This window comes from Legionella nagasakiensis, assembly GCF_900639915.1.
In the GTDB taxonomy this organism is placed as follows: Bacteria; Pseudomonadota; Gammaproteobacteria; order Legionellales; family Legionellaceae; genus Legionella_A; species Legionella_A nagasakiensis.
Genome location: NZ_CAAAID010000002.1, coordinates 217,021 through 240,957 on the forward strand (window position 1 = coordinate 217,021; position 23,937 = coordinate 240,957).

Sequence of the window (23,937 nt, forward strand, 5' to 3'; positions counted from 1 at the left end):
TGATGGTTTTAGTTTTTGTATGGACATGATGATATGGGTAAAGAGATTATAGAGCGAATATATTTCCCTAAGAAAGCAGGATTAACTGGAGCTGACAAACCGCTTGCTGTGATTTTAAGTTCTCCTTATGACAGGGTAGGTGATCCTGCGGTACGGTTTGCTATTGGATGTAGGACATTTGATGGATTTGGCTATCGGATTTTAAATAAAAATCAGCTGTATTTTAACATGGATACAGAGACAAGTGATTTCGCCAGAAATTTTAGACCCATTTTCCCAAAAGACCAAAAAAAAGGAATCACCGTTTGGATAGACGCACATGGCAGCCCAGGTTGGTTATTTGCGGAAGAACCTTCTTTGAGCGTTGAGAGCGAAGCCGTCAAACACTTTGCTGACTTTATTAAAAAACTGGAAGCTAAACTTAAAACCCCAGTTATTAATATTGTATTAAGCACTTGTCATTCAGCAACGGAATATTGGGATGTTGAAACTGGTCGAAGAATTATTTCACCCGCTCGTCAATTAAGTCAGTTATTGCCCAGTACGAATGTCATAGGATTTATTGGTGCAAATCATGGCAGTGTAAAAACGGAGGTTTATAAAAAAAATTCAGATGGCTCATTGAAACTCAGCATATTGCCATTACAGGAAGGCGCTGTTTTATTTACGAATGGTTGTATTATCAATGCCCCAACCCCTAGTACCCCATTATTTTTTGATGCAGAAGCGATTCATCCTGCTATCGCTGAAACCTGTGGTGTCGTACGTGAAGGTGTATTACCGTTTTCTTTTATTGACGAAACAATTCATGAATCGCTTGTTTCTGAATGCGTTAAAAGTGAATGCGAAGAGACATCAGATGGTGTAGATGTGGGCTTAGGCGAAAGACATCGATTTTTCTCAGCACCAATACCGCTTGTCAAGAAGGCCCCTGTATCGGATGTAGAGCGAGCTCCTGTTGCCTTTAGTCCAGCATAAAATAATAGAATATATTTTAATAAGGGATGGGTCGGATTTGCAGTAAATAGCTGGCAGCAAACCCAGTTAATAAACCAAATAAATGCCCTTCCCAGGAAACGCCTTTTTTACTTGGAAAGATGCCTAAGAAAATTCCTGCAAAATAATAAGCACTGATGATTCCTAAAAGGATAGCAGTGAGCGTTCCTTGTTGATAAATATCACTCACCAACAGGGCCCAATAGCCGGTGATAAGCGCACTGGCCCCTATGTGTAATCCAGAATGCCCAAAACACCAAAGTAATAATCCGCTGCCAACAGTAATGAGGAGGGTAGCCTCGATATAAAAACTTAAGCCGTTAACCAGCAAGAAGTTACTTAATACCACGAGAGGAATGGAGTTAAAAAAAAGATGATTAAAATTGGCATGCAACAAAGGAGCCAAAAAGATTCCCGGAATGCCACGCACGCGTCTTGGCAATACACCGAGATATAATAGACGGTAGTCAAGCCGACTTAAAAAAAACATAAGCCAGAGTATCAAAAGAATAATGCCTAAAATTTTTAAATTCATCTGAGTTTGGCTGATGATTAGGTCCAGGCTGTCATTTAGCCGGTCAAGCATTTGGCATCATCCTTCTTTCGTTTGCTTTAATTCTTTCGGTATCGAAAGAATTGTTCGTGCCGGTACAAAGAGCAATGGGTCCACGTACGTTTGATTCATCACCATGGACCAATGAAGATGAGGGCCTGTAACCCGACCAGTCATGCCGACAAGTCCCACTTGTTGTCCTTGTTTTATTACTTCTCCCTTTTGCACATCCATTTTCTTCAGATGAGCATATAAAGAAAACACGCCCATGCCGTGATCGACAATCACTGTATTTCCCGTAAAAAAATAATCTCCGGCGTCAACGACTTTGCCCGCACTGATAGCGATGACTGGCGTATTTTCTGGGGCGGCAATATCTAAGCCTGAATGAGGGGCGCGGGGTTGTTTGTTATACACCCGCTTTAAGCCAAAATGGCTGCTGATTGGTCCATGAGCAGGCGCTTTGAACGCTTGGGCGAAAGGATTCTCTTGGCTGTATTGTGAAAACATGGCAGCTAATTTGCCATTTTCATCTTCAATACGTTGTTTGTCTTCCTCATAAGGGTCTACCTTGCGTTTATTATCAATCGTCAAATACTGCGTTTTATAATATTTATCGCTGATATGAAATGGGATGGCTGCCTGCCAGGGCTTAGTCATGCTCAGTGTCTGGATGGGCTGTATGTTATCTAGAGGCACCCCCACAACAAGTAACCATTGATTTTTATTTGGACTTTTAGTCACTGCAATACGGCAATTGTTGTAGTAGGCTTCAGGTTTTTGCTTCAGGTCGATGGGGATAATGGTTACACCGCCGTTTACCGCATGATTCTCCGGCAAATAGTCGGCATGGCTGAGTGTTATTGGCATGAAAAAAATAAAGATCATGACGGTCATATTTTTATAATAATGCATCGAGTTATTCTCCTTTATCGATGATTTTGCCTTTCAGTTTTCCTTTGGCCAGTTGAATACTTACGACATCGCCTTCATGAATTGCCTGAGCATCAAATACTATTTTATGACGATAAGTGACAATGGCATAACCTCTCTCGAGTGTAGCTAAAGGGCTGACTGCCTGCAATGTGGCCATGAAAGTAATCAATCGTCGTTTATGCTGATTCATGATGATGGTTATTTGATAATTCAGACGATGTTGCAGATGGTGTAACTGCTTCCTTGCTTGTTGCAGCAGCAGGGTTGGATTAATCGCTTTTAAGCGGGTCGTTGCCAGATGAAGTCGATGATATTTCTGCGTCAGTAGAGAACGCAAAACATGATGTAACTGGTTTTGCAAATAATCCAATGTTTGCCAGTAAGAGCGTATCATTTGATCCGGTGAAGTTATTATTTGCAGTGCATGCTCAAGCAGCATTTGCTTATGTCGCACATAGCGCTTGATTGCTGCACTCATCCGAATTTCTAGCATGGATAAGAGAGCAAGCAAGTCTTTTTTGTCCGGAGTTACCGCTTCCGCTGCGGCAGTAGGTGTGGGGGCTCTTAAATCGGCAACAAAATCAGCAATGGTAAAATCGATTTCGTGTCCAACTCCGGCCACAACAGGGATATGACTGCTTGCGATGGCATATGCAAGATATTCATCATTAAAAGCCCAAAGATCCTCCATGCTGCCTCCCCCGCGGGCGAGAATAAGTACGTCACAGCGTTTTTCATGGTTGGCTTGATGAAGGGCTGCTATGAGTTGTTTTGATGCTTGTTTGCCTTGTACCTCGCTTGCATAGACAATCACATTGGCTACGGGAAAGCGTCGAGCCAGTGTGGTTCTTATATCCTGTAGAGCCGCCCCGTGGGGGGAAGTAATAATCCCGATGACTTGCGGAAAACGCTGGATGGTTCTTTTGCGTGTGGATTCAAATAAACCAAGGGCCGCCAGCTTGGTTTTTAAACGTTCAAACTGCTGATGTAAGTCGCCTTGACCTGTTTCCCATAGTTCATCAACGATGAGTTGAAAATCACCACGTGCTTCATAAAGACTTAATTTCCCTTTAACCAGGATGTGTTGACCATTTTGTAGTGAAACAAGCTCGCAAGTGTGGCGATTACGAAAATAAACGCAGCGCAACTGAGATATTGCGTCTTTCAAGGAAAAATAGAGGTGGCCAGAAGAGGGTTTACTCAAATTGGACACTTCGCCTTCTACCGATACATCATTCATTTCATGTTCGAGTAGGGAACGGACATGGCGGTTTAGTTGGGTGACGGTAAGAATGGGTGTTTGATTGGCCATACATTCACTTAAGATACCTACAAGGCATCCTATGTTATCAGATGGTTTCTCGTCATTAAACTGCAGTCATTTATCTTGTTTCTTAAAAATGACAATGCTAATGTGCAAGGTTTTGTGTGGAGTTAGACCAAATTATGGTCACAATGACTTCTTAATATTTATTTAAGAAAAACTATCTATACTTGCATGTATCAAAATCTATCTCAAGGCGGTGCCTAATGTACGCAGAAACCTATAAAAAGCTCAAAGAAAAATACAATTTTGATAATTTTGAAATCGCAGCGGAGGTGATTGAGAAATATTTCGGTGATTTATTTCGTTTGAGTGTGGTTGAAAGCGAGTTAGAAAAAGGCCGTACCGACAGCAGTTACATGCGTTTATTTGACCGATGCATGCGCGAATTGAAAGACTTGTATACGGCTGGTGAAGTGGTGGAAAAGCTGTATGACGTATTAAACCATCCTGACATGAAAGCTCTCATGTTACACCAATTTGTATTTGTGCCTGAGGCGGGATCGCAACGCTCGGCACAAGCCGGTTTTTTGGAAAAATTGGCCGTTGGTGATTTAAAAGAAGTGGGTGAGTCATTGACGTTCCTGGATATGAAGCGCTTGGTGAAGGGGTTGGAGCATTTGAAGAGCGGCCGATACTTCTTTGGTCCTTCTGCTGCACGTGTATCCGTTGCGCATGCCTATCATTTGGCTGCGATGTCTCCTGCAACCATCGCACAACTTAAAAGAGACAATCAAGCGTTGCTGGTTAATTTTAATCTTAATCCTAAGGGAACGCCTAAATGGGGTGTCGTGGATTTGGCAGGCAATCGTATTTTTTGTGAAACCCCGTTAACAGAACCGGAAAAACGTGCCCTGAAAGACCATCTTCGCCTGGATGATCCTGAGTTTGTTGGAGGACGTGCCGATGGTTTAGCTTCTACCGGTTACACAGCATTAGCCTGGCTTGATAAAGAAATCACCCATGCCTGGAATTTTGATGTGGATGCAGATTTTACCGCAACCCTCAAGGATTTCCTGTTTACGTTATTTGGAGGGGATTCTACAAGCATCACCTATTGTCTTACAGCTGGGGAGGCAGCACGGTTTTCTACGGAGGCGTTTCGTCATTTACTGCATATGGCAGGATACCACGATGACGAAACATTATTAACAGGCGGTACGATATTTACCCGTAGTGGGCATATTTCGACGTTGGGCAAACTTCGAGGCAAAGAATATACACCAGGAGACTTAACCGCGGTGCTTCAGGCCTACCAGGAGAATCGTTTGAGGTTGTATGATATCGACAGGGACTACTATTCTTCCATGCGCACCCTGGTGGTTGGTTTTGATAATACGCTGACACAACTTGGTCATATTGTTCAGGACAAAGATTCATCCACGCTGACTGTTCCGCCAGTAATTGATTTTGATCGATTGGATAGAGATCATGAGAGTTATTGTCGCCCCACTAATACTAATCCGGCTCATCTGCGGGCTCGTTCATCCACCGATGAATACAACCCGACCGGCATAAGAACCCGAGAAGAGAATGTGGCGGTGATGATGGTGTTTGCGTTTATTCGTGCCAAATCGAAAAAACGGTTGCTTACCATTGATTTACCCGAGCGTTTTCAATTGACTGAAGAGGAGCAGCAGTTTGTTACCCGCACGTTATTGCAAAACCCTTTTGTCACAGAGCTTGAGGTTGGTGCCAACCGTTCGTTGCAAGCGGTTAAAGAAGCGTTGATTCCAACCCTTGCCCGTAACCGCTGGCTGGCCGCTTGTGGTTATCGACCGCCATTGATTGATAATTTCTGGAAGCAGGCAGCCAAACATTGGCTCATTCATTTGCATGAACAGCCAACCATTTTAGAAGCAAAAACAGAACATGAATCATTCAAGCGTTGCGTGCTGGAAATGGGGGTACAAGGATTAGATCATGCCTTGAAATTCTTGGCCGATCCCTTGCAGCGTGATTTTCTTGACAGCATTTATGGTGCTGATAAAAGAGTGTTTTATGCGGCTTGTCCTGCCACAGACTACCCGGCTTATTTAGGCATGTTGCTGGATCATTTGCGTGCACGCGCCTATTTCCCTTTTAATGAATTAGGGATTGCCTATCAACCCGGTAACGATCGTCCCTTAATTGAGTTATTGGGGGAAATTAATCGTCTTGAACAGTTTGAACAAGTCACCTTAACCGAGTGTTTAAAAGATAAAAGAGCGTGCAGAGATTTTCTTACCCAGTTGATAGAGATTGCCGATAGAGAGAAATGGGTTGGTTTGGTGGTGATTCCTGAATTGCAAGATCAGGACAATGTGGATGAAGACACGCGGCAATTACGCGTCTTATACACGTTGTTAAATGATGTGATTTTGCGTAATCGCCATCAACATGCTTCAGACCAACTATTGGAGCGCATTAATGGCATCGTAGCGGATTATGGACGTCTGGGACCCCGGGCCGAGGCCATGCCGCATGAAACCCCGAGTGAAGTGGCGGATGCAGGTGACTTGCACGACGTGATTCACGGCGCTATTGGCCGTTTACCACATGATTTTCAATTGCCAATAAGAAAAAGCGGTGCGGTGCAATTGCAAATGCAAATGCAGCAACAAATCGAACAAGTGCGTCAAGTTCAACAAGAAAAGCAACGTGTGGTTCTGACCACCATCGAGCAGCCGATTGCCGGGGATTTGATCGACCATCATAACATCGATCGTTTATTAGGCGGTTTTTGGGAAGAATACAGCCGTGAAAACCCGATAGAGGCCAGAGCCGCTACGTTACGCAGTGGGGGAGAATCACTCTTACAAGGGTTTTTCCATACCTGGATTAATGCAAATCCTGCGGTTGAAGCCTCCGAAGTCATTCGCAAAATGACGCCCGATGCGGCTAAAGCCTTGTTACGCAAACACACGCGTTTGCCATCCGGACTTAATCCTGAAAATTTACCAAAGGGATTTTATACCCAGCGTTCTGAAGATGGCTATCTCATCCTTTGTTATAGTCCTGAGCTTGCCTATATTAATCCGCCCAATGCCTTAACCATTGATCTGGATGTACGCCCCCCCATGGCGGAAGCCTGGGAAGGGGATTTTCGTCAATTTAATCTCGAAAAATATCGGGCTGGCGGTGGCCGGCTGGATGGAGAGGATTGGCTAAATATTGCCTTATTTGCCCAGTTGCAACCGCCCAGAGATTATATGGCTGATTTTGAAGCATTTTATCGTAAGAATAGTGCGCTTTTCCCCAGTACGGGCGGCTTTTTTGGTCGTAGCGGTCTTTCTTCGTCTCATCGCGACAAGATCATTCGTCACTGGCTTGTGTTTTTACAAGTGTGGCAATACGCAGGCCCCGAAGGGATAGGAGAGTTTTTGGCCAAAGATGAACGGGATTTCCATCTGGCGATTCCCCATGCGTTTGATATTTTATTACAACGTCAGCCAGGAGAGTTGCGTGAATGGGCTTCTGAGCGATTCCGAGAGAATGAGCATTTCTTACGAGCCTTAGGACAAATTTATTATCAATATGGGGATGCAGGAGTCAATAATTTTTTAAGCATGTTGCGTCATGCTGAGACGAACTTAGGCTCGGAGTTTTTAAGGGTATTTGCCCGTTCGGTATTAAGTGCTAGCCCGAATTTTAACTGTTTTATTTCCGAGCGTTTTTTTACGGCCATGGGTGATATGATGGAAAAACTTAAACCCGTGAGCGCTCGTGGTCAATTACACGCCTGGCAAACCATCCTTGAGCTTCATATGACAGCGGTTGGTTGGGAAACTGTTGAAAAGCTTTGGCGTGGTTTTGAGCATTTTACGGCTGAATTGACGGACATGGGAATAGAACTTCACGGCGATGAATTTGATGGATTGCGTCCGGAAAATATGTTGGTGAGCATGGATAGGATTCTTGCAAGTTTAAAGCAAATCCCAAGCCAGGATGACAAGATTCGATTTATTCAGCAATTGCATGAACTGGATTTGACTCATGGTGGGGTGCATTATGCTCTGCAACATGAAGGCTTTAAACATTTTGACCGTGAATTGGAATTGTATGATTTCGAAAAAGGAACGCCGACGTATGCATCGGATTTAACGGATCTTTATCGATGGATGGGTACTACGGCAGCGTTGAATATGAAGCGCGCCTTGGCGTCTAAGCCTCAGTTTGGCCATCATGATTTCCGGGTACTGACCGAGCGTTTGGGCAATGACAGAGTCACTTCGAAAGATAGTTTAATGTGGTTGTTGCATACGCAATACCCAATTGGCGATATTGCAGGCGTTCTCGATGCAGTAGAAGAGCTTCCTTCTGAATTTCAGGCGCGGATTGCTCGTCATTTGCATCATGCAGTGTATCGTTTGGGGAATTCAAATCTGGCGATTCGGCTGGAATCCATGCAAGCGTTAGCCGCGCAAGGATTTGATCCCGAATTGCTGGTTCGCCATCCCAACGGCACGTTTCTTGAAGCAGCGACTATTTTACATCAAGCGCGTCGCTGGCAAAGTCCTGATGTTGAGCGAATGATGGCTTTGTTTGCCGAAGATATCCACAAGGAAGCCGCGTATCCAGATTATCTTTATACCCAGGGATATAAGCTCGCAACGCTGTTTGGGGTTTATCGCAGTGTGCAATTGCAGCAATTTTATCAGGCAACGGCCGATTTAAAACCGGTGGTGCGCCAGGAGTTGAACTTATTAATCACCCAGTTGCTTTCCATCGATTATACAACAACGGGTGAACATTTACCGGAGTTGGTACAGCCAGAGAATTGGGAAGCCTTATTGGTTTGCGTTCAGGAAATGCAAGGTGATCTGGCGCATACGGCCGAACATCGTATTGCCTTCATTGAGCGCTTAAATGCTCAAGGCATCCAGTTTAAATATTCGAAAAGCGGTGCGTTCCGAACGCTTAATAGTCGTGCCGAAGAAGGTCCTGGCGATCTTGGCTTTTTCGTTGACCATGATGCCCGATTGTGGGAGTTCATGCAAAATCATCTGGTGGTTCCATCTGCCTATGATGCAGCTGGTGCAAAAGAAGCGTTATTACCGACTATACGCTTCTTAAAGCGTTTGCAACTTAACCGCACCTATTTAAATGAAATTGAGCCACTGCTTGCCTCGCTTGAAACGACGAAAGGTGGTGGTTATTGGAGCGTTGATTATTTTTATGGTTTGTTGCGTGCCTTGCAGCCTGAAAATGATCAGACCTCATTTCCGATTTCACTGTTAAAAGTGATGCTGCAAGAACCAGCTATTGCAGCGAAGCCCATTGATAGCGTAGAAAAAGAATTTCCCACCGTTTTGATCCCTCATATCAAGACCATCTTGCAAAACACCGAGTTTGATCGTAATCAACAAGCTACGTTGTGCCAGATTGCGCTTCGTGAATACGCCTGGAATGGCAGTGTGGCTAAGTTACCGCAGATCATGGCGACGTTATCATCGCCGCTTTATAAAGACAGCCGCGGTTATGCTTTGGAGATATTAGCCAAATCAACGCATTTCAGCGAGTTGGAATCGCGCTTTGAAAAATGCTGTCGTCTATTGCAACATCCCTATGCGACGGAGGAAGGGTTTGTCGGCCAATGGACAGACATCAGTGCTCTATGGCTTAAGGCACTCAGTACAAGAAAAAATGAAGAAGATTTATATGACCGGATTGCTTCAGATTTTGTTGATGATGAGGAACGTCAGGCCTTAATTCTTAAAATCATTGCTTACAGCAGTTTACGTCCGGGGTTACGAGATACGGACACCTATCAATATCAATTAAATAAAAAAGCACCTAAACTTGCTCAGCGTTTGGGGGATATGAGTCTGGAAGATCTCAAGCTCTTGGCGCAATGTTATCCACAGGAGCCTGCACCCAGTGCCGAGGATATTTTACATTTAATTAAAAAGCACGAACGGGACGGTCTGGAATGGGCTGCTTGTCTGGATGGGTTTTTACGCACTCCATACCCTGAACCGCGTGCAGACTATGGATTTGTTGCCAGTCTTCGTGATTATGATCTGCAGCGCATGATAGCAGAAACCAAGGTGAGTGGTGCTGACGCTCGCCAGGGATTATCGGCAAAAGATGCCGCACGGTTGACGCTGATATTTTCGTATTTGAAACAGTTTGAAAGCGGTGCTCAGAGAATCGAGGGTGTTGGTAAACCTATTGGTAAAATGAGCCAGGAAGAATTGGCGACTGCCTATAGAAGGCTGTCAGAAGCGTCTAAACGAGAGCCTGACAACGATGCTTTACGTGCTCAGGTTTGGGCCGTGTTGTTTGAAGTATTAGGCCGAACCACGCGTAAATACCCTCATTTGGCGCAACAGTTTGCATTAATTGCCAATGACGTCTGTGTGAACGCTGATACACGTGTGTTGCAACTCGCAACCGGGGAAGGAAAAAGCCACTTTGTGGCCATGCGCGCTGCCCGTAACGCGGGATTGGGCAAAATGGTCGATGTTTGTACGGCAAAACGAACGCTGGCTGAGCGCGATCTGAAAGATTATCAAAGCTTCTTTGATTATCTTGGATTAACGACGTCCTACATTCACCCGAAATCATTGCGTGAAACGTATATGCGCAGCCAAATTCACTACACCACCACCGGGGATTTATCACTCTTTTTGGATGAGCAAAGTTATCGTGGCATGCCGATTGTTATTCCACGGGATCAACGGGTGGGTCTGTTTGATGAGTTTGATTTTATTCGCTTTGAAGAAGGTAGAAAGACAGAATACAACTACGCGCAACCAACCGGTAAAACGCCCAAGCAAATGACGTGGTTTTATCAAGCGGTTAACGCGTTTTACAAGGCAAATCAGGAGGAGCTGGTTGAAGGTATTGACATAGATATACTGCAGCAATTTGCCGATTTTCTTTTGCGTGAGGCTCATGAAAATGAAGAGCGGCAAAATCTGGTGCGCCAAATGGCACGTGATCCATTGCAATTGGCGCAATGGCTGCAGTCGGCGCATGAGGCGCATGAGCTTGTCTGGGGTATTGGATTTACCGTGCGCGATGTCACCATTGAAATTGGAGATGAATCTTATCCAATGCGGGAAATCATTCCATTGTCTGCCGATAATCAGCCGATGGTTGGTTCTACCTTTAGTGCGGGTGTTCATCAATTGCTGGCGGTGCGCTTAAATACAGAAGCAAAAGCCTTGCCGGCAGATACCGATCCAAGAAAGAAAGCGCAAAACTTCCATATTCATGCGGAAAGTCATATTGTCAGCTCGCAAGTCGCGGCCGAGCGCATGCGGCAATTGTGGGGAAGCTGGGAGGGTTTTTCAGGAACGATTTCCGCCGCACAGGCAACAACGTTATATAGGGAACGTAGGACGCAGGTACTGCATGTGCCGACTAATCAGCGCGATTTGCGTTTCTGGCATAAGCCTGAATTTTTTACCAGTGATTTACCAAGAGAGGCAGAAACAAGAGCGCAAGCCGAAGAAAAACGCATGGAAGCGGTGGTCAAACAAATACGACTATGCCTTAAAAATAAACAGTCAATGTTGTTTTCTTGCCGCAATGATGCGCATGTTAAAGAGCTGGAAGCGTTATTGCGAGCTCGTTTAACACCGGATGAGCTTGAGCAGTTCCTGTTTTATACCAATGAAGATGAACGAACGCCTGCGCAAGTACTGGAAGAAAAACAAACTCAGGAAGCCTGGCGTGGCGGTAAAAAACAAAGAGCCATGGCCCTGGTGGCGTCAGGGTTTGGACGCGGTGATAACGTCGGCGTTGAAGCGGTCTTTTTATTCGATGTCAACGATAACAATGACAAATTGCAAAAAGGTGGACGTACGGCTCGCAATGGAGAGGAAGGCGAGGTCTTTCAATTTTATCTGGCACGTGATCTGGAGGCAGAAGAAGCACATCTTTGGGACATTATTGATGCAGTTGCCCCAGATGTTCTCGAGGAAATCAGAGGTAAATTTATCGCTGGCGGGTTACTGGAACATGAGGCAGATGCTGAAATAACGCTTAGCCCGGAAGAGCAACAGTTTGAACGAGTGATGCATTTACGTGAATACATCTTCAGTTTGCAAAATGCTCCAAATCAAGGTTATCGCAGTGCGATTGCGCAGTTATCGTCTTGGGCGATGACGCTGTTAGGTCAGGTAGACGATGCGGATGTACGGCAAGAATTGACGACGTTTTTCAGTTTTCATCTTAAAGAATTGGAAAAGATCTGGATTGAGATCTCAGGATCTGCTCAGTCCATTGATGACAAAATTATTACCATAAAACGCATCATCAAAGAACGCACCATTCCTGAGTTTGTTGAACGCTATCGTGAAAAAACCGAACGAGACGTTGAGCCCTATCGATTTGAACCGCATACACCAGTGCAAATTGATCTGGTGGTTTCTCCCCCACCGGCAAAACCTACGGAAAAAGATAAGCTGATTGCAGCGATTTGCAGCGTTATGACCCGTTTACAAGGCTGGGATCTAACAGATGCAAAAACCGCTGAAATTCCTGAAAAAATTCAATCATTGGCAGAACATGGGGATGAAAGGCATTTGCGTAAATTTGCACAGGATGTTGCAGCTTGCCGTTCTGCAAAAGAATTTATAAACATCTTACGGATTAATCACCGGCAGATGCAGCATCCATCTCCTGCCTGGGTAGAGGCTTTGGAGGCCTCTGAATTAAGCATCGAGGCAGATGAGTTTCTGGAAGGGGTTGAAGAACGCCTTAAGCTTGAATTTGCCGGGCTTCTGGGTAAATTGCTGCCAGAGTTGCAAGAGGGCATCATCAACACGTTAAGCAAAAGTTCTCTTGAGGAACGCGACACTCGCATTCAACAAGCCTTGCCCATATTACGCTATCTTGCCTGCTTCAGTGAAGAAGAGCAGGATAACTGGGGCATGGAATACATTGAGTATTTGGCCAATATTCAGCGCGAGATTCCGGAGGAAGTATTAAAGGCTTATCTTGGTGAAAGTCGTCCGATGAGTTATCGCGATTTTATTGCCCTGTGGGGATTGGCAAAATCGGTGGATTATGAGGGCTGTCCTTTACCGGCAGTGTTAAGCCAATTGGAACACTCTCTGAAAGGCGATTCTGAACATCGTCTGCGCACGTTGCTGGATTGGCAGCTGTTATCCTCTGGTATGAAAGAGCAAGACGCTGCAGCATTTTTGATGGATTTTAGTCGTGCAATGCAGCAATTTACGGAAGGAAAAGATTGGGATATTTTTGCTTCGCTCGTTAAAAAAACAAAAGCCTGGTGGAATGTAACGGAAGGCGAACATCAACCGGCTTTAAAAACTCTTTGGCAGCATCTCAGCGCTTATGGGGATCATTTGCCTGACATCAATGATTTTATGCGTTGGAGCATGGGATTGGGTGGCAAATCCTGGTACCAGATTTTAAATGTCGGTTTGCAATCATCACTTACTGCTTCGCAATTGAATGAGCATGCTGAACAGTTCCGCCAGTTCTGGCAGCATCTGGATTTATTCGACATAAAGAAAACAGAAAAAACAGCGCAGTTTGGCAAGTGTTGTCAGGGAATAGCAAACGCTTATCAGCTAATTACCAAAACTGAAGCAGACCAAGAACGGTTAAGAGCGCAGCTGTTAAGCTTGGATGGTGCGCGAATCAGGCTGTTGACGCAATTCATCAATAAAAATCTTGAAAATTTACAAGAGTTTCCGCAAGTGTTCGCAACGTTGCTTGATCATTTTGCCGATGAGGCAATTTCAGTAGAGCGCTTGCAGCCGTTTGCTGAGATATTGGAAACAGCCATGGAGTATCAAGGGGACTATCCTGATACGCTCAATGATTTGCTGGCGAACTTTGCTCGTGTCCGCCCTGCCTTATTTGGCCTCGATGATGAACGGTTTGAACGTATAATGAGGTTAACCCAAGAGAACCTCGAGTGGTTCTTACAATATCCACAAGCACATGCTGCATTGTTAAGAGATATAACCAATCCGGACTTACCTTTGCCACGCTTTGACCGCTTAAGTTCCTTAATCGTAAACCATGCCTTGCCTTTGCAAGAGGCGCACCCTGATACCATTCAGGCGCTCTTGACAAGACTTGAGCGTGCGATGCCACAACTGATTACACTTGATGATGAGACATTTAACTTGGTGATGGATTCCAGTGAACGTCGCATGGCTTCTTTTTTAGATTATCCAACCGTGCATGATGCATTGTTAAACTATGCGTTTGATGAAGATCGAGCGTTAGAATCCATGAGGACGCTGGAATTTATTTTAAATCATGCTGTGAAGTTAAAAAGAGCGCATGCAGAAATTAGCATGGAGCACTTGCTTGCCGGTGTAGAGCGTTTCCGAAATAAAGACGAATCGGTATTGAAGGAGGAGCTGCGGTTGCTGCAAGCATCCGATGGCTCGCCGCATCCTTTATTTGATAACGCGGCAGAAACACTGACGCATGCCATTCCGATAGCATCGAAAGACCAGGTGCGGGAAGTCGTGGTGTCGTTTTATCAGGCAGCCAAAGATACGGAAGGCCAGGCGGGTGCGATGCTAAATCATCCTGATGTTCGTGAACTCTTTACGTTTTCCCCTTATGAGTCGGATACGATACGCGATAAACGTATTATTTGGATGCATTTGCTGCATAACCAAGTGTTTGTCACAGAAGGCGTTGGTCCAGCCGATGGGCATCCTTACGTTTGGAATCGTGCGCATAATAACGCATTAACACAGGCGGGGTTTGAGCAATATACTCGCCATATGAGAACAGTGATGGAGGAAGGGCGAGTTGCAACGGATGTGAATCATACGCGCGATCTGACGGTTACACAGCAGCGACGATTATTGCAACTCACCAGTGAATTTGAAATTATTGGGACAAGATTGCCTGAAGCTCGAAGAGCGCCTGATACTCAATGGGGTGACTTGTCAGCCAAATTACATCATCTGGTTGGGCAATATCAGGCCACTTGGTTTAAATCCATTGATCGTCGAGTCATTGCTAGTCAATTGACGGAACAAGTTGACCGTATCATGGAGGATTCTGAGGGCAGTGGCTTGCCAGTGAGTCGTTATCAGCTGGTCTTGGCGGCGATTCATCAGGCCAAGATGCAAATCGTTGAGTACGATACGGAGCGAAATAAATCACGCTGGAGTTGGTTTAAATTCAATCGCAGTGGTCAGAGCCGATTGTATAATACCATCAATCAGATGCAGGATGAGGTATTACGTTGCTGGAGCCAGGATATTGGTGATGTGCGCGCTTTGCAAAGTTATGAAGCGTTCAATCGGCAGGAATTTATTGATTTGACCAAATGCTTGCAAAAATCAGTCAAAGCGCATTGGGAAGAAACGCGTTATGTGTCTTATGATGACCGATACAATGGTTTCTCAAGACGCATTGGCAATTTCTTTACCAGACAAGAGACCAAGAATGCGTTCGACCGATTGATGCAAGCCGTTGATGCTTTTGTTGCCGATCATCCTAGTGATGGTGGTTTTCCACCTCATGTCAGCGAAATATCTGCCGATGAAGTTGAAAAATTATTGGAAGAACTGCACCGGGATTTGCCGAGAATGCCTGGACATATTGCTACCCTGGTAAAAGAGGTTCTGGCACGCGGTGATTCTTTGGCAACTCATTTGCGGCAACAAGGAAGCTATGATGAGGTAAGGTCAACGGCAATACTACGAGGCCCAGCAGTTGGTTTTGGTGCTGAGGAATAAAAAGCGTTCTTATCCTTATTTCAAATATCGCGTAGCCCGGCTGTTTACAGCCGGGTTTTACGGAGTTATTGCATTATTTTGAAAGTCTCCTCATTTCCTTTTCTCTGTACATGAGAAAAAAATCTGTCATGTACAAGGTTTCCTGTTGCACATCACTGGCAATTCCAGATGAATTTAGGCACAATAGTCAGGCGTTTATGGTTCATAGAGCTTAGTTGCTCTTACGGAAGACAAAGGGGATAACTTATGAAAATGAAATTGGTCGCTGCAGCGGTCATGGGACTGGCGATGTCAACGACAATGGCTGCAACGGATGCTTCATCCTTAAACACAGAGGTAGACAAGCTGTCTTACAGTATTGGTATTGATCTTGGTAAGAATTTCAAACGGCAAGGCATTGATATTAGTCCCGAAGCCATGGTGCAAGGGCTACAAGATGGGATGAGCGGTAATAAGCAGTTATTGACTGAACAGCAGATGAAAGATGTTCTCACGAAATTCCAGCGTGATTTAATGGCCAAGAGAACGGCTGAATACAATAAAAAAGCAGAAGACAATAAAAAAAAAGGTGAGGAGTTTCTAGAACAGAACAAATCAAAAGAAGGGGTAGTGTCATTACCAAGTGGCTTACAATATAAAATCATTAAGTCTGGCGATGGCCAAAAGCCTGGAAAAGAAGATACGGTAACCGTGGAATATACCGGTCGTCTAATTAATGGTGAAGTATTTGACAGTACCGAAAAAACTGGAAAGCCTGCCAGTTTTAAATTGTCTCAAGTCATTCCTGGTTGGACCGAGGCACTGCAATTGATGCCGGCCGGCTCTGTCTGGGAGGTGTATGTCCCTGCTGATTTAGCTTATGGCTCCCGCAGTGTTGGTGGACCTATTGGGCCAAATGAAACCTTAATTTTCAAGATTCATTTGCTTTCTGTGAAAAAAAGTAATGCTTAAGTCATAAGCACTCCTCCTTTTTATAAAGGGCGGTTGGGGTGGATTTCCTAATCTTCCCGATCTCCCTTTTTACATAAAAAGGGATTTATATTATTTTCATATGAGCAAGCGCCTCTTCATCGTTTTTATTCTGGGGTTTTCTTCAGGACTTCCCTTGTCGTTGCTTAGCAGCACGTTACAAGCGTGGTTTGCCGAAGCAGGTATGTCCGTGTTGGCTACCGGTATGCTCAGTTTGCTTGGTCTTCCTTATGTGTATCGGGTCCTTTGGGGGCCTGTTTTAGATCGATATTCCCTCTTTTCTTTAGGCAAACGGCGAAGTTGGATATTGAGCATGCAAGTGGTGTTATTAATCGGATTTAATCTCATGGCGTGGCTTTCTCCTACCAGCTCGCCAACGCTCATGGCTTTCCTGGCTTTTCTCATGGCTTGCAGTTCTGCAACGCAAGACATGGCCATTGAAGCGCATCGGACGGAATACCTACCGGTAGAAGAACATGGTTTGGGAGCTTCTTTTGCGGTGTTTGGCTATCGACTTGCTTTATTACTCTCTGGGGGGTTGGCCCTTATCATTGCGCATTTTGCCGGTTGGGCGACAACGTATCGTTTGATGGGCTTTCTTATGGTTCTTGGCATATTGGCAACGCTATATAGTCCCGAACCATCCATCCCTGACAATCGACAACCACATGTTGTAGATTCTTTTATCGCACCGGTGAAAGAATTGATGGGAAGACCTGGGGTGCTTGCGTTGTTTTTGTTTATTGTATTTTACAAACTGGGTGAAGCATTTACGACGACCACGAGTGGGATCGTCATGCCTTTTTTAATTCAAGGCGTAGGATTTTCACTGGATACCATCGGTTACGTCAATAAAATCGCGGGTGTTGTCGCAATTTTATTGGGCGGATTGGCTGCAGGTCTTTTCTTGATGCGTTGGCCGCTATACCAGGCATTATTAATATTTGGCTTATTGCAAGCTGTAACAAATGCGTTATTCGTATGGCTGGCTGTGGTCGGGAAAAGTATCTCTTTATTTGTTATTGCGGTGGTTTTTGACAATTTTGCAGCAGGTATGGGCTCGACTGCGTTAGTTGCGTTATTTATGCGTGTTGTTGATCGCCGTTTTACGGCGACACAATTTTCAATTTTAGCCGCTCTATCGACCATTCCAAGGATTTTCTCAGGGCCGTTCGCAGCTTCCTTACAATCGTGGTTAGGATGGGTTGGTTTGTACCAAATGTCGGTGGTTTTAGCATTAGGTTTTCTGCCGTTTCTTTTTAGGGTGCGCGATCATCTTACTTTAAATCCAGATAAGGGCAGCCAAGAATATGAGGTAAATGATGCTTATGCTTCCCGGCTGCAAGCAACCAGGCTACGTAGGTGAGAAAATACTGAATTAAAGCTGGTACCGAGGGTGGGAGTCGAACCCACACGGTGTCACCACCACCGGATTTTGAATCCGGCGCGTCTACCAATTCCGCCACCCCGGCACAGGCGGTCATTATAGCAAAGAACGCCTGTGAAACAATGGGCTTTAAGAAAATTATTTGCATTGTTTTATGGCCTATTAGTGAATTGCGCATTGTTAATGGGCATTTTGAAAGTCATTTTTGGCTCGAATAATTAAATTGTTACTTTGAACTTTTATAATCTATAAATATTCTTTGAATGTTACGGATAAATTGGTGTAAAAAATTGTAGTAGTGCCTTCATAGCCTGAGTCTGTTCCCAGAACTAACCAAGCCTCGCCTTTATTGTTTGTGGTAACCGTATAATTGGTAAGCTTGGCTTGCATTTCTTCATTGGGTAAGTAGGGTAAAGTTTTTAATCTGTAAATAGAATTTTCAGTATCGACCCCAAAGGTTCCAATTAAGATCATATCCTTGCCGTCAAGTTTTTGGTTTCCCTTGTCTAAATCAATTTGGTAATTATTGAAATTGTCTGTATACCGTTGTGGTTCATGAGCTACAGCACCAATTTTTACATAAACTGAATCGCCGGGAGAACCTCCTATCCCCCAAGATCCTGCGGTTGCATCAGAGGCAAATTCCAAGGAAAAGCTGACATGATAGGTTGTGTTGGGTTTTAAACCACTTACCTTTTTATAGGCATACATAAATAAATCATCACTATGATTGTTGCCTGATATTTTTAATCCATGCAGGTGGGTATTAATTTCCCCGGGCAGGACAGTACCATTTTTGAATTGAAGTTCAAAGAATGTTTCTTGGCCTTTAGGGTAATCAGCAAAAGAGACTTTAAAGTGTTCTCTTTTGGAAAAAGTATATTTATAGGTTTTTATATCAGGTGTGTTCGAAGCGAATGCCGAAAGAGTACCTACCAGAAAAAAAATAAATAAGAAGGGTCTCTTCATCTTTTTACCTGTTTATTGGTCAATAAACGTGCATTTTAGAGTTAAAGTAGCAATAGAGCAAGGAGGATCTCTTGCTCTGATTAAGGCCGGTCTACAGTAGAATTAACTTGAATTTGCAGATCCTTAATGTGTTATAGTAATGCTTATGGAATTATTATTGAGATCATTATGAAACCTGGAATAGTGAAACTGACTGCCATGATGTTTGTTTTGACCGCAACGCTGTCTTATGCGGCTGTTTGTCCAAATCCGCAAACCAGTTCATTGCGTTGGGGTGAAATTCCCTCTCCTTGGACAGTGAATCCATTTTCACCTCATACACCGCAAGGTGAAGAAGGAACCCGGTTTGTGCGTGCCAATATTCTCGTTGCTGGTATAGGAAGAGGGGTCGTGTGTACGTATCGAAATTCGCTTGGTGACTATTCAATATGGTGGCAAGTCGGAGTAAAAATTCCCGCTATGGTTGATTATCGCTGGCGCAGAAGCTTAAATAATGGTTTTGAATGCACAGATTCTATCGATGTTTGTGAATTTTATACCGCTGAAGGATAAGCCATGTAGCAACCGGGAATAGCATCATTCTTTCTTTTGGGCAATTGCAATTATTCCTGGCTGCAAGCAGCCAGGCTATGAGAGCGCGTTTTAAATTCTATCTTCGGTGATATCAATCATCATCTGCAATGCTTTTTTTGCATTGATAATGACCCATTCCTGTTCGGCAGTATTCAGCCGATTACGTGTTCCTGAAAATTCATTGACGACATCGCCGGCTTTGACTTCATTATACGCTATGGTTTTCCCTTGGCGCAGCAAATCAACCAAAGCAACCAGATGTGGTGGATCGTTTCTTGACATGGTGGCACAGCCGCAACCCATTCCTTTCATATCTCCTTGTTTTGGTGCTTCGGCCAGATTCACGACTTCAATGCCTAATAATTTACAATGCTGTCTTAGATTTTCCACCATATGATTTTCTGTGCCAATTGCATAACGTTTTGTGCCGGCACGATCATGGACTACATAATCCCAGATAAAAGCCGTGGATCCAGCGTGTTGGGCGACGCGAATCACGTCATTACGGCATTCAGGATGAACAATTGTTGTATAGCCGTGTGTTTGCCAATAATCACACATGTAGGGCTGGTAATGAGTATGTACGGCGCATTCACTGGAAAAAAGAATCAGTTCGGCGCGGTCGAACTGCGCAAGAGTATCAGGGCTTTGTTCTCCTAATGAATAGCGCGCACCTTCAGAACCCCCCGGCCAATAAGCGACGTCGTTAATGCCAAGCCACCAGGCGATGTTTTCCCCCATATGTTTATCCGGGATAAACAGGATTTTTTTATTTTGCTTTCTTGCCCATTGAAAGATTTTTTTCACATTAGAACTGGTACAAACGGCACCGCCTTGGGCGCCAGTCATGGCTTTTACTCGCCCAGAAGTATTCATATAACACACCGGCAGAATATTTTCTGGTCCATAACGCTCATTAAGATCAAGAAAGGCTGGTTCGACCATAAAGTCTTTTGCCAGCATCTCCATCGTACAACCCGATTTGGGATTAGTAATGTAAACCTGCTGATTAGGATTGGCAAGAATGCTGATGGATTCAGCCATGAAATGAACAGCGGATTCAATGATGACTGATTTTTCAGGATGATTGGCGGCCATTAATGCCAATTGATAAGAATCTCCGATTTTTCCACCAAATTGCTCTACGAGACGAACGATGTCGCCTCCCATATAATAATGTGCGAGCAATAACAGTTTTTCACCAAAGTGCTCACGAGCTTTTTGCATGTAAGGAGCCATCCAATTAAGGACGGTAGTTAACTTGCGATCAGGCAAGGCCTGGTATTCCTGAGCATAGGGAATAAACTCTTCTTGATACCAGTCTAATGGATAATCACTTTGACAAATGCTCATGTCATTGTGGATATGCATGAGTGTCTTTTCAGGTTGATAAACAGCATCAGTTTTAAACATCGATCCTACCTATTATATAAATGGATTTTGTGGTGAATTAAGACGTGCAATACTTTCCTGGGCTTTCGTATTTTTTTGGGGAAAATCCTCACGAAAGTGACCGCCTCTGGATTCTCTTCTGGACAGTGCGGCTCGTACAATCAGTTCCGCATTAAGAATAATATTGCGTAACTCAATAAAATCACGAGTGATGCAATGTTTCCAGTAATAGTCCTCAATAATTTTTTTACGTTTCATGATTAATTGTAGTATATCTTCGAGCCCCGCTTCTGTTCGTACAATGCCTGAATAGGACGTCATTTCACCACGCAGGCTACGCCAATGAGCATTGATCTGGCTGGCGCGCCGAGTGTTTACTACACTGGGTGAGCTCCAGGCAGGAATTGGATCGGATAATTTCCATGATGTTTTGATGTCTTGCAAACTGCGGCGTGCTGCATTGGCTGCCATGACTACCGCTTCGAGTAAAGAATTGCTGGCCAGACGATTAGCACCGTGTAATCCGGTAAAAGCAACTTCACCAATGGCATATAGGCGCTTTAGATCAGTACAGCCGTTTACATCGGTTAATATACCACCACACTGATAATGGGCAGCAGGAACAACCGGTATCATATCCTGGCTCATTTCCAGACCAATCGACAGCAGTGTGTGATATATTTGTGGAAAACGCTTTTTTAAAAATGATTTTGATTGATGTGTAATATCCAGATAAACGAAACTGCTTTGGCTTTGCTCGATTTCATTAAAAATGGCACGAGATACCACGTCGCGTGTGGCTAACTCTAATTGCTCAGGGGCATAGCGTCGCATAAAACGCTCACCCGTATCTGCATTTTTTAGTAAAGCACCTTCCCCTCGGACCGCTTCTGAAATCAGGAAGTTATTGACGCTGGGATGATGCAAAAGGGTTGGGTGAAATTGATAAAACTCCATATTTCCAACGCGGGCACCAGCACGGTAAGCCATGGCCACGCCATCACCAGTAGCTACCATAGGATTGGATGTGTAACGGAATGTTTTGCCAGCACCTCCTGTGGCTAATAAGATACAGCGAGATAAAAAGGTATGAATACGATTTTGCTGACAATCTAAAATATACGCGCCAAGCACTTCCCCCTGGTTTTCAGTGCGATGGGGGTAATAATGGGTGATTAAATTAATGGCGATATGGTGTTCAAAAAAATGAATTTGTTGCTGCAAGTGAGTGGTGTTGAGCAATGCTTTGATCGAGTTTAAACCCGTTTGATCGCCGCAATTAAAAATTCGTCGATGAGAATGGCCTCCTTCTTTAGCTAAAGCGAATTGGCCATTTGGCGTTTTATTAAAATGAATCGAATAACGTTGCAATTGTTTAATGGCTTCCGGGCCTTGACAAATAATGCGTTTAACGGCAGGTTCATAGCAAAGGCCGTCGCCAGCTTGCAACGTGTCTTGAATGTGCGATTCTATTGAATCTTCAGGTAGGAATACTGCAGCGATGCCACCTTGAGCATAACGGCTGTTGCATTCACTTGCTTCTGCTTTGCTGATTAATGCAATTTTGATTTGTGGTTGTAATTCTACTAACTGCATGCAGTAGTGAAGTCCAGCAAGCCCCGTGCCGATGACAAGCACGTCAAATTCATACGTTTGACCCTGTTGTGATAGTGAGTTATTCATGAAAATGCTTTGACCAGTTGGGCAGCAAGACCCGTGTATGTTTCAGGCGTCATAGCCAGCAAAGAATCTTTTGCTTCCGGCGGAATATCCAGGGAATGGATAAACTGCTTCAGATGATTGCCGTCAACGCGTTGGCCCCTTGTCAAGTCGCGTAACTGCTCATAAGCATTGGGAACCTGATAGCGTCTCATGACGGTTTGAATCGCTTCTGCCAGCACATCCCAATTGGCATTTAGATCGTGTTTAAGTGCTGATTGATTAATTTGTAATTTCTCATTGCCTTTGGTAATGGACTGATAAGCGATTAAGGTGTAGGCAAAAGCAATGCCTAGATTGCGTAAAACTGTAGAATCGGATAGATCACGTTGCAATCTGGACTGCGTTAATTTATTGGCAAAATGATCAAATAAGGCATTGGCAAGACCGAGATTCCCTTCGGCATTTTCAAAATCAATGGGGTTGATTTTGTGAGGCATCGTTGAGGAACCTACTTCGGTTGCAATGGACTTTTGTTTAAAATAGCCCATGGCAATGTAACTCCAGACATCGCGCGTGTAATCAAGCAAAATATTATTAATTCGAATCATTAGATGGGAGACTTCTGCAATGCCATCATGGGGTTCAATCTGAGTGGTGTAGGGATTAAACGATAACCCTAGAGAGGTGACGAATTTTGCGCAATGGCGGCGCCAATCCACGTCGGGATAAGCCGCGAAATGCGCATTGTAATTACCAACGGCTCCATTGCATTTCGCAGGAATTAAAACTTCGGCTAATTGCTGTTGCGGACGCTTGAGACGGGCAACAAAATTGATTAATTCTTTGCCGATGGTGGTTGGTGTGGCTGGTTGGCCATGGGTTCTGCCCAACATGGCGATATCGCCATGCTGTTTGCCAAGTAATGTGATGCTGCCACTTATTTCTGCCAAGGTTGGTAATATCACATGAGCAATCGCTTCCTTCATCATCAGCGCATAGGCAAGATTGTTGATGTCTTCGGAGGTACAGGCGAAATGAATGAAGCCGGTGATTTTTTTTAAAACTTCAGACTGTTCCAGTTTTTCTCTCAGATAATATTCAATGGCTTTGACATCATGATTAATTTGTTTTTCAAATCCTTTGACTTTTTCTGCTTCTTGTTCATTAAACTGTGTGAGTAATTCTTTAAGCCTTGTTTTGGCCTGCGAATCCAGTTTTGGAACTTCATGAATCTTGGGGTTATCTGCAAGAGATTCCAACCAGCGAATTTCGACCATCAATCGATAATATATTAAAGCAAACTCGCTAAAATAAGGACTTAGCGAGCGGGTTTTTTTCAGATACCGACCATCAATAGGAGATATGGCATTTAAAGCAGATAATGTCATGAGGATTCGCCACCGTGATAAAGTGCATATGATATTAGATGCGGCTCCAGATGTGAATAAAGAGTTGACTTGCTTTTATGGTAAACCTGTGCTTTTTCATTCACATCATGCAG

At 44.2% G+C, this 23,937-nt stretch carries 12 protein-coding genes and 1 tRNA gene; 5 read left to right on the top strand and 8 right to left on the bottom strand.

The window, feature by feature from the left end; all coding sequences use genetic code 11:
* Positions 1 to 33: 33 nt before the first annotated feature.
* A complete protein-coding gene (locus tag E1O52_RS02540; protein WP_133127135.1) occupies positions 34 to 978 on the top strand; it encodes a hypothetical protein in 945 nt (314 codons plus the stop codon).
* Positions 979 to 994: 16 nt separating this feature from the next.
* On the opposite strand, the gene E1O52_RS02545 is transcribed toward E1O52_RS02540, so the two are convergent.
* Genes E1O52_RS02545 through xseA form a run of 3 tightly spaced genes read right to left on the bottom strand, consistent with a single transcriptional unit; the run spans position 995 to position 3,797 of the window.
* Positions 995 to 1,582 carry a rhomboid family intramembrane serine protease gene (locus tag E1O52_RS02545; protein ID WP_133127136.1) on the bottom strand — a complete coding sequence of 196 codons (588 nt, stop codon included), beginning with the start codon at positions 1,580 to 1,582 and terminating at the stop codon, positions 995 to 997.
* A 6-nt stretch (positions 1,583 to 1,588) separates the two neighbouring features.
* On the bottom strand, positions 1,589 to 2,464 hold the full coding sequence (locus E1O52_RS02550; protein ID WP_133127137.1) for a M23 family metallopeptidase: 876 nt from the start codon (positions 2,462 to 2,464) through the stop codon (positions 1,589 to 1,591).
* 4 nt (positions 2,465 to 2,468) lie between these two features.
* Entirely contained in the window at positions 2,469 to 3,797 is a 1,329-nt protein-coding gene (gene xseA / locus E1O52_RS02555; RefSeq protein ID WP_133127138.1) for an exodeoxyribonuclease VII large subunit, read from the bottom strand.
* Between the two features lie 218 nt (positions 3,798 to 4,015).
* Here xseA and E1O52_RS02560 point away from each other — a divergent pair, with 218 nt between their 5' ends.
* The 3 genes from E1O52_RS02560 (at position 4,016) to E1O52_RS02570 (ending at position 17,819) form a co-directional block, all read left to right on the top strand.
* Complete coding sequence (locus E1O52_RS02560; protein ID WP_133127139.1) at positions 4,016 to 15,484, top strand: hypothetical protein; 11,469 nt, start codon at positions 4,016 to 4,018, stop codon at positions 15,482 to 15,484.
* Between the two features lie 246 nt (positions 15,485 to 15,730).
* Positions 15,731 to 16,435, top strand: coding sequence for a BamJ family beta-barrel-assembly machinery protein (bamJ, locus tag E1O52_RS02565; protein WP_133127140.1), 705 nt, complete (start codon positions 15,731 to 15,733; stop codon positions 16,433 to 16,435).
* Positions 16,436 to 16,535: 100 nt separating this feature from the next.
* Positions 16,536 to 17,819 (top strand): AmpG family muropeptide MFS transporter, encoded by a 1,284-nt coding sequence (locus E1O52_RS02570; RefSeq protein WP_133127141.1) that lies wholly within the window; start codon positions 16,536 to 16,538, stop codon positions 17,817 to 17,819.
* 19 nt (positions 17,820 to 17,838) lie between these two features.
* On the opposite strand, the gene E1O52_RS02575 is transcribed toward E1O52_RS02570, so the two are convergent.
* Together E1O52_RS02575 and E1O52_RS02580 are read right to left on the bottom strand one after the other, a co-directional pair.
* A tRNA-Leu gene (locus E1O52_RS02575) sits at positions 17,839 to 17,925 on the bottom strand.
* Between the two features lie 161 nt (positions 17,926 to 18,086).
* Positions 18,087 to 18,809, bottom strand: a complete 723-nt coding sequence (locus E1O52_RS02580) for a hypothetical protein (RefSeq protein WP_133127142.1) — start codon at positions 18,807 to 18,809, stop codon at positions 18,087 to 18,089.
* 168 nt (positions 18,810 to 18,977) lie between these two features.
* Between E1O52_RS02580 and E1O52_RS02585 the strand changes: the two genes are divergently transcribed.
* Positions 18,978 to 19,361: a DUF3757 domain-containing protein gene (locus E1O52_RS02585; RefSeq protein ID WP_133127143.1), complete on the top strand. Its 384-nt coding sequence runs from the start codon at positions 18,978 to 18,980 to the stop codon at positions 19,359 to 19,361.
* 90 nt (positions 19,362 to 19,451) lie between these two features.
* Here E1O52_RS02585 and nadA read toward each other — a convergent pair whose 3' ends face one another.
* From nadA to purB, 3 genes are read right to left on the bottom strand one after another with little or no spacing between them, the layout of a single operon-like run.
* Complete coding sequence (gene nadA / locus E1O52_RS02590; protein WP_133127144.1) at positions 19,452 to 20,795, bottom strand: quinolinate synthase NadA; 1,344 nt, start codon at positions 20,793 to 20,795, stop codon at positions 19,452 to 19,454.
* A 12-nt stretch (positions 20,796 to 20,807) separates the two neighbouring features.
* On the bottom strand, positions 20,808 to 22,457 hold the full coding sequence (gene nadB, locus E1O52_RS02595; RefSeq protein ID WP_133127145.1) for an L-aspartate oxidase: 1,650 nt from the start codon (positions 22,455 to 22,457) through the stop codon (positions 20,808 to 20,810).
* Positions 22,454 to 23,824, bottom strand: a complete 1,371-nt coding sequence (purB, locus tag E1O52_RS02600) for an adenylosuccinate lyase (protein WP_133127146.1) — start codon at positions 23,822 to 23,824, stop codon at positions 22,454 to 22,456. Before purB ends, nadB begins: the two co-directional genes overlap by 4 nt.
* Positions 23,825 to 23,937 lie beyond the last annotated feature (113 nt).

Bases quoted from the DNA above. Each gene is read 5' to 3' on its own strand.
- E1O52_RS02540 (WP_133127135.1), top strand. From the start codon at position 34: ATGGGTAAAGAGATTATAGAGCGAATATATTTCCCTAAGAAAGCAGGA.
- E1O52_RS02545 (WP_133127136.1), bottom strand. From the start codon at position 1,582: ATGCTTGACCGGCTAAATGACAGCCTGGACCTAATCATCAGCCAAACT.
- E1O52_RS02550 (WP_133127137.1), bottom strand. From the start codon at position 2,464: ATGCATTATTATAAAAATATGACCGTCATGATCTTTATTTTTTTCATG.
- xseA (WP_133127138.1), bottom strand. From the start codon at position 3,797: ATGGCCAATCAAACACCCATTCTTACCGTCACCCAACTAAACCGCCAT.
- E1O52_RS02560 (WP_133127139.1), top strand. From the start codon at position 4,016: ATGTACGCAGAAACCTATAAAAAGCTCAAAGAAAAATACAATTTTGAT.
- bamJ (WP_133127140.1), top strand. From the start codon at position 15,731: ATGAAAATGAAATTGGTCGCTGCAGCGGTCATGGGACTGGCGATGTCA.
- E1O52_RS02570 (WP_133127141.1), top strand. From the start codon at position 16,536: ATGAGCAAGCGCCTCTTCATCGTTTTTATTCTGGGGTTTTCTTCAGGA.
- E1O52_RS02580 (WP_133127142.1), bottom strand. From the start codon at position 18,809: ATGAAGAGACCCTTCTTATTTATTTTTTTTCTGGTAGGTACTCTTTCG.
- E1O52_RS02585 (WP_133127143.1), top strand. From the start codon at position 18,978: ATGAAACCTGGAATAGTGAAACTGACTGCCATGATGTTTGTTTTGACC.
- nadA (WP_133127144.1), bottom strand. From the start codon at position 20,795: ATGTTTAAAACTGATGCTGTTTATCAACCTGAAAAGACACTCATGCAT.
- nadB (WP_133127145.1), bottom strand. From the start codon at position 22,457: ATGAATAACTCACTATCACAACAGGGTCAAACGTATGAATTTGACGTG.
- purB (WP_133127146.1), bottom strand. From the start codon at position 23,824: ATGACATTATCTGCTTTAAATGCCATATCTCCTATTGATGGTCGGTAT.